The sequence below is a fragment of the Trueperaceae bacterium genome (assembly GCA_031581195.1).
GTDB lineage: Bacteria > Deinococcota > Deinococci > Deinococcales > Trueperaceae > SLSQ01.
In genome coordinates this window covers 1-5,280 of record JAVLCF010000091.1, presented here as the reverse complement: position 1 = coordinate 5,280, position 5,280 = coordinate 1, and the positions used below count along the sequence as shown (strand labels likewise).

Annotated in this window: 6 protein-coding genes; 2 read left to right on the top strand and 4 right to left on the bottom strand. The window is 75.4% G+C overall.

Annotation, left to right across the window (positions count from 1 at the left end):
* The first annotated feature begins 116 nt into the window (after nucleotides 1-116).
* On the top strand, nucleotides 117-623 hold the full coding sequence (locus RI554_08800; GenBank protein MDR9392109.1) for an NYN domain-containing protein: 507 nt from the start codon (nucleotides 117-119) through the stop codon (nucleotides 621-623).
* On the opposite strand, the gene RI554_08795 is transcribed toward RI554_08800, so the two are convergent.
* Together RI554_08795 and gatB are read right to left on the bottom strand one after the other, a co-directional pair.
* Nucleotides 616-2,145, bottom strand: coding sequence for a pyridoxal-dependent decarboxylase (locus RI554_08795; GenBank protein ID MDR9392108.1), 1,530 nt, complete (start codon nucleotides 2,143-2,145; stop codon nucleotides 616-618). The two genes, RI554_08800 and RI554_08795, sit on opposite strands and share 8 nt — an antisense overlap.
* A 56-nt stretch (nucleotides 2,146-2,201) precedes the next feature.
* Nucleotides 2,202-3,632 carry an Asp-tRNA(Asn)/Glu-tRNA(Gln) amidotransferase subunit GatB gene (gatB, locus tag RI554_08790; GenBank protein ID MDR9392107.1) on the bottom strand — a complete coding sequence of 477 codons (1,431 nt, stop codon included), beginning with the start codon at nucleotides 3,630-3,632 and terminating at the stop codon, nucleotides 2,202-2,204.
* Between the two features lie 109 nt (nucleotides 3,633-3,741).
* Here gatB and RI554_08785 point away from each other — a divergent pair, with 109 nt between their 5' ends.
* On the top strand, nucleotides 3,742-4,161 hold the full coding sequence (locus RI554_08785) for a bifunctional nuclease family protein (GenBank protein MDR9392106.1): 420 nt from the start codon (nucleotides 3,742-3,744) through the stop codon (nucleotides 4,159-4,161).
* A 72-nt stretch (nucleotides 4,162-4,233) separates the two neighbouring features.
* On the opposite strand, the gene dps is transcribed toward RI554_08785, so the two are convergent.
* Together dps and RI554_08775 are read right to left on the bottom strand one after the other, a co-directional pair.
* Nucleotides 4,234-4,728 (bottom strand): DNA starvation/stationary phase protection protein Dps, encoded by a 495-nt coding sequence (dps, locus tag RI554_08780; GenBank protein MDR9392105.1) that lies wholly within the window; start codon nucleotides 4,726-4,728, stop codon nucleotides 4,234-4,236.
* 244 nt (nucleotides 4,729-4,972) lie between these two features.
* A partial coding sequence (locus RI554_08775; GenBank protein MDR9392104.1) for a DHHA1 domain-containing protein occupies nucleotides 4,973-5,280 on the bottom strand: 308 nt, incomplete at its 5' end.

Sequence of the window (5,280 nt, the reverse complement as noted above, 5' to 3'; positions counted from 1 at the left end):
CGGCTTCTCGACCTGCTCTCGGAGGGCACCGAACCGCTTTGAGCGACGCGTCGCCGCCCGCGGGTCAGGGCCGCGGCGCCCGGGCCGACCCGCGTCGAGGGCGCTACACTCCGCGCATGGATCGCCTCGCCCTCTTCTGCGACACCCAGAACCTGTACTACGCCGCGCGGGACGGCTTCGATGCGCACGTCGACTACGAGACGCTCCAGCGGATCGCGACCGACGCACGGACGTTGGCGCACGCCAACGCCTACGTCGTCGAGCGCGACGGGGAGCGGGGCGCCTACGGGTTCGTGACGAAACTCTCGGCGCTGGGGTACCGCGTGCACCGGCGCCTCGTCCGCCTCCTCCGCACGACCGACGGCGGCGCGCCGGAGCTCGAGGGCGACTGGGACATGGGGATCGCGGCGGACATGGTCCGCGCCGAGCCGTTCGTCGACGTCGTGGTGCTCGCCAGCGGCGACGGGGACTTCGTGCCCATCGTGCGCCTGCTGCAGGAGCGCGGCGTCCGGGTGGAGGTCGTCGCCTTCCGTGCGGCGACGGCGCAGGAGCTGATCGACGCCTGCGACCGCTTCACCGACCTCGGCGAGGTCGAGGGCGCCTTCGTCGGCGCCGTCAGGTAAGCGCCCGCGCGACGTGCGCGGCGATCGCATCGACGGTCGCGTCGACGTCCGCTTCGGTGGCGCGGTGGTTGACGATCGCCGCGCGGAAGGCGCGGCGATCGCCGACGCGGGTGGTGGAGAGGATCGCGTCGTCGCTGCGTTGCGCGGCGTGCACCACGTGGGTCACGAGGCGCGCCTCGGCGTCGGCGTCGAGGGGGGCCGCCCCCAGGGCGGCGGGGTCGGGCCGGAAGGTGCAGACGTTCGAGGCGACCGGGTGCGCGACGGCGAGGCCGGGCGTCGCGGCGACGCGCGCCTCCATGCGGCGCGCCAGGTCGCAGTTGTGGCGGATGGTCGCGCCGAGCGCGTCGCGTCCGTACGCGTAGAGGGTCGCCCACACCTTGAGGGCCCGGAAGCCGCGCGAGAGGTCGGTGCCGTAGTCGGCGAACCACGGCTGCCCGCCGGCGATCCCTTCGCCCTCGGTGCGGAGGTAGGCGGTGTTCGCCGCGAAGGTCGCGCGGTGGGCGTCGGCGTCGCGCACGAGGGCGACGGCGACGTCGTACTGCACCGCCATCCACTTGTGGAAGTCGGTCGCCAGCGAGTCGGCGCGCCCGAGCCCCCGCACGAGCGCGTCGTAGGGCGGCCCGGCGAGCGCCAGCCACGCCCCGAACGCCCCGTCGACGTGCAGCCACACGTCCTCGCGGGCGGCGAGGTCGGCGAGCGCGTCGAGGTCGTCGACCGCGCCGACGTCGACGCTGCCGGCGGACGCGACGACCGCCATCGGGACGGCGCCCGCGGCGCGGTCGTCGCGGAGGGTGGCGGCGAGGGCGGCGGGATCGAGGCGGCCGGCGGCGTCGGCGGGGAGCCGCACGAACTGCGCGTCGTGGAGCCCGAGCAGGCGGGCGGCCTTGGCGACGGCGACGTGGGCGCCGTCGGCGGCGTAGAGGCGGAGGCGGTCGCGGGCCGCGTCGCCGTGGCGGGCGAGCGCCCGGTCGCGGGCGACGGCGAGCGCGACGACGGTCGCCTGCGAGGTGCCGGTCACCAGCACGCCGGACGCGTCGGCGGGGAACCCGAGCGCCGTCTTCGTCCAGGCCAGCACGTCGCGTTCGACGTGCACGGCGGCGTGGTCGCGCCCGCCGACGTTCGCGTTCATGGTGGAGGCGACGACGTCGGCGGCGAGGGCGGCGGGGTTGCCGGTGCCCTGCACCCAGCCGTAGAAGCGGGGGTGGACGTTGCCGCCGTGGTGGCGTAGGACCCGGTCGCGTAGGGCGCGAATCGTCGTGGGGAGGCCGTGCCCGCGCGCAGCGTTCCCGAGCGCGACCGCGTCGGCGTCGGCGTCGGGGAACGCCCGCCAGGGGCGGTCGCGGATCCCCTCGAGCTGGTCGACGCAGGCGTCGACGAGCGCGTGCAGGTCGGCGCGGTAGGCGTCCCAGTCGCTCGGGTCGAGGGTCGTGTCGGGGGGGTCGGGGTGGGGCGCGGCGGCCGGACCGGTCGGGGTCCGGGCCGCGCGGGGATTCGGCGGGTCGCCGAGATCGTCGGGGGTCATGTGGAGGAACGGTATCGCGGTCCGGCGCCCGTGTCGTCGGCGGGGCGACGGAACGCTCAGGCGTCGTCGGCTAAGGCCGCCTCGAGGAGGCGGCGCACGACCTGCGCGTCGGCTGCGCCGCCGCTGGCCTTCATGACGCGCCCGAGGAGGGCGTTCACGGCCTTGGGTTCGACCTTCGCCGACGCGACGACGTCGGGGTGGTCCGCCATGACCTGCGCGACGAGGGTGCGCAGGGCGTCCTCGTCGGCGACGCGGGCGAGGCCGCGGGCGTCGACGACCTCGGCGGGGTCCGCGCCGTCGATCACGGCGTCCAGGATCTCCTTGCCGGCGGTGGCGGAGATCGTGCGGTCGCGGACCAGCGCGAGCAGGTCGGCGAGGCGGTCGGCGAACGCCGCGGGGTCGGGCGCGACGTCCTCGAGGGTCCGGTCGCGCGCCCGGAGGCGGCCGGCGACCTCGGAGAGGAGCCAGTTCGCGACGGTGGTCGCCGCGCCGTCGAAGGCGGCGCAGGTGGCGTCGAACACGGCGCTCGGGTGGACGTCGGCGGCGAGGGGGGCGGCGGCGTCGGCGTCGAGGCCGAGCGCTTCGTAGCGGGCGCGTTTGGCGGCGGGGAGCTCGGGCAGGGCCGCCCGGATCGCTTCGACGTGCGCGGGCGACAGGTCGATCTCGGGGAGGTCGGGGTCGGGCATGTAGCGGTAGTCGGCCGCCCCCTCCTTGCCGCGCTGCGCGACGGTCTTCTGACCGCCCTCGTTCCACCCGCGGGTCTCCTGCACGACCTCGAAGCCGTCCTCGAGGAGGCGGGTCTGGCGGCGGATCTCGTGGTGCAGGGCCGCTTCGACGCTGCGGAAGCTGTTGACGTTCTTGACCTCGACCTTGGTGCCGAACGACCCGTCGGGCCGCCGCAGGCTGACGTTGACGTCGGCGCGCATCTTGCCCTCCTCGGGGCTGGCGTCGCTCGCGCCGACGGCGCGGGCGACGGCGCGCACCTCGTTCAGGAAGGCGCGCGCCTCCTCGGGGGTGCGGAGGTCGGGTTCGGTCACCATCTCGAGGAGCGGCGCGCCGGCGCGGTTGAGATCCAGGAGGCTGTGGTCGGCGTAGGGGGGGTGCACGAGGCGGCCGGCGTCCTCCTCGAGGTGGACGCGGGTCACGCCGATCCGTCGCCCGCCGGGGAGGGCGAGCGCGCCGTGCTCGCCGAGGGGCCGGTCGTACTGGCTGATCTGGTAGTTCTTCGGGGCGTCGGGGTAGACGTAGTGCTTGCGGTGGAACTGCGTGCGGCTCGGCACCGTGCAGCCGAGCGCCAGCGCGAAGCGCAGCGTCCGGTCGATCGCTTCGCGGTTGGCGACCGGAAGCGCGCCGGCGAGCCCCATGCAGACGGGGCAGACGTGCGTGTTGGGGGGGTCCCCGAAGCCGGTCGCGTTACAGCCGCAGAACATCTTGGTGCGGGTGCGCACCGCGAGGTGGATCTCGAGTCCGATGACGGCGTCCGGCACGAGCGCGAGTCTAGCAGGGCCCCGCCGCGCCGCCGCGCGGCGGGGTGGGCGCGTCGCATGCGCACGGCGCGGGGGGCGGCCGGGCGCTAGACTCGGGGGCGTGATTGCGATGACGCTCGACGACGTCGCGGTATCGGGGGAGGGCAAGCAGTTCCTCCTCCTGCTCCGCGCGGAGGACGACCGGGTGCTGCCGATCGTGGTGGATCCCCTGCAGGCGATGGCGATCGCTTCGGCGCGGGGGGGCGAGGTGCCGGAGCGCCCGATGACGCACGACCTGATCGCCAGCCTGCTGCAGGTGCTCGACGCGCAGGTGGTGGGGGTGCAGATCACCGACCTGCGCGAGGGGACCTTCTACGCGGTGCTGGAGCTGGAGCGGGGTGGGGTCCGCTTCGATCTCGATGCGCGGCCCAGCGACGCGTTGGCGATCGCGGTGCGGACCGACGCGCCCATCCGCGTCGAGGAGCGGGTGCTGGAGGCGTCGGGGTTGGAGGACGACACGCACGACGCGGGCGAGGGGGTCGAGGCCTGACGACGCACGCCCCGAGCGGGGCTCGGGGCGTGCGGTCCTGCGGTCGCGCGGTCGGTGTGGCCGGTCGGGGCGTCAGCCCTGCAGGTGCGCTTCGAGGAAGTACAGCGCCTTGTCGACCTCGCCGAGCAGCCCGGTGAGCAGGTCTTCGCTGGCGACGTCGTCGTGCTCGGAGATCTGCGCGATGGCGGTCCGCAGGCCGGCGCCGTAGGCGGCCCACCGCTCGACGAGCGCCTTCAGGACGTCGTCGCCCTGGACGGCGTCGCGCGGCCATTCGGGCAGCGGGCTGGCGTCGGCGATCATGCGGGTGGTGCCCTCGGCGTAGCCGCCGAGCGCGGCGACGCGTTCGGCGATCGCGTCGGTCTGCGGCTCGATGACCTCGGCGATCTGGTCGAAGAGTTCGTGCAGCTGCATGAAGGATCCGCCCTTGACGTTCCAGTGTGCCTGCTTCGTTTGGGCGTAGAGGTCGGCGTTCGCCGCGAGTTGGCGGTTGAGGATCGCGACGACGTCGGCGCGGACGGTGGGGTCGAGGTCGTTGCGGGTCGTGAAGGTCTTCGTGGTGGTGGCCATGGGGTTCCTCCTTCGGGCGGCGGGGCCGCCGGGGTGCGGCGGGGCCGCGGGGGCGGAACGACCCGACGTCGTCCCGCATGGGCGTACCCTACTCGGAACTCGGAACCATTCCGAGTTATCCAGGCGACGGGGCCGCCCGGACCCGCTCAGGATGGACGCGCGGGCGGTGCGCCGCCAGGAAGAAACGTCCCGGCGCCGCCGCCGGCGCCGCCGGCGCCGGCTCGGGGGTTCGGGCGGCGGGGGGTCAGGGAGCGTCGACGTCGGGAAGGGCGGCGTCGGCCGCGTCGAGGGCGGCGGGGGCGGCGGCCGGCGTCGGGCCGGCGCCCTGCACCCGGTGGGGCGGTCCCCCACCGCGCCCCCCGACCTGCGCGATCGCCGCCTCGAACGCCGGGCGCAGGTCGACGTCGTCCGCGTCGGGGCCGCGGACCAGCAGCAGGTGGGCCCGCTCCGGCGTCCGGATGGCGAAGCGGTGCAGGCCGGCGGGCGCGACCTCGGCGGCGGCGCTGCGGAGCGCCTCGAGGCGGGCCTTGGCGTCGGCGTCGTCGGGGGCGG

Excerpts from the sequence above, each read along its gene's own strand:
- RI554_08800 (MDR9392109.1), top strand. The coding sequence starts at position 117 with ATGGATCGCCTCGCCCTCTTCTGCGACACCCAGAACCTGTACTACGCC.
- RI554_08795 (MDR9392108.1), bottom strand. The coding sequence starts at position 2,145 with ATGACCCCCGACGATCTCGGCGACCCGCCGAATCCCCGCGCGGCCCGG.
- RI554_08785 (MDR9392106.1), top strand. The coding sequence starts at position 3,742 with ATGACGCTCGACGACGTCGCGGTATCGGGGGAGGGCAAGCAGTTCCTC.
- dps (MDR9392105.1), bottom strand. The coding sequence starts at position 4,728 with ATGGCCACCACCACGAAGACCTTCACGACCCGCAACGACCTCGACCCC.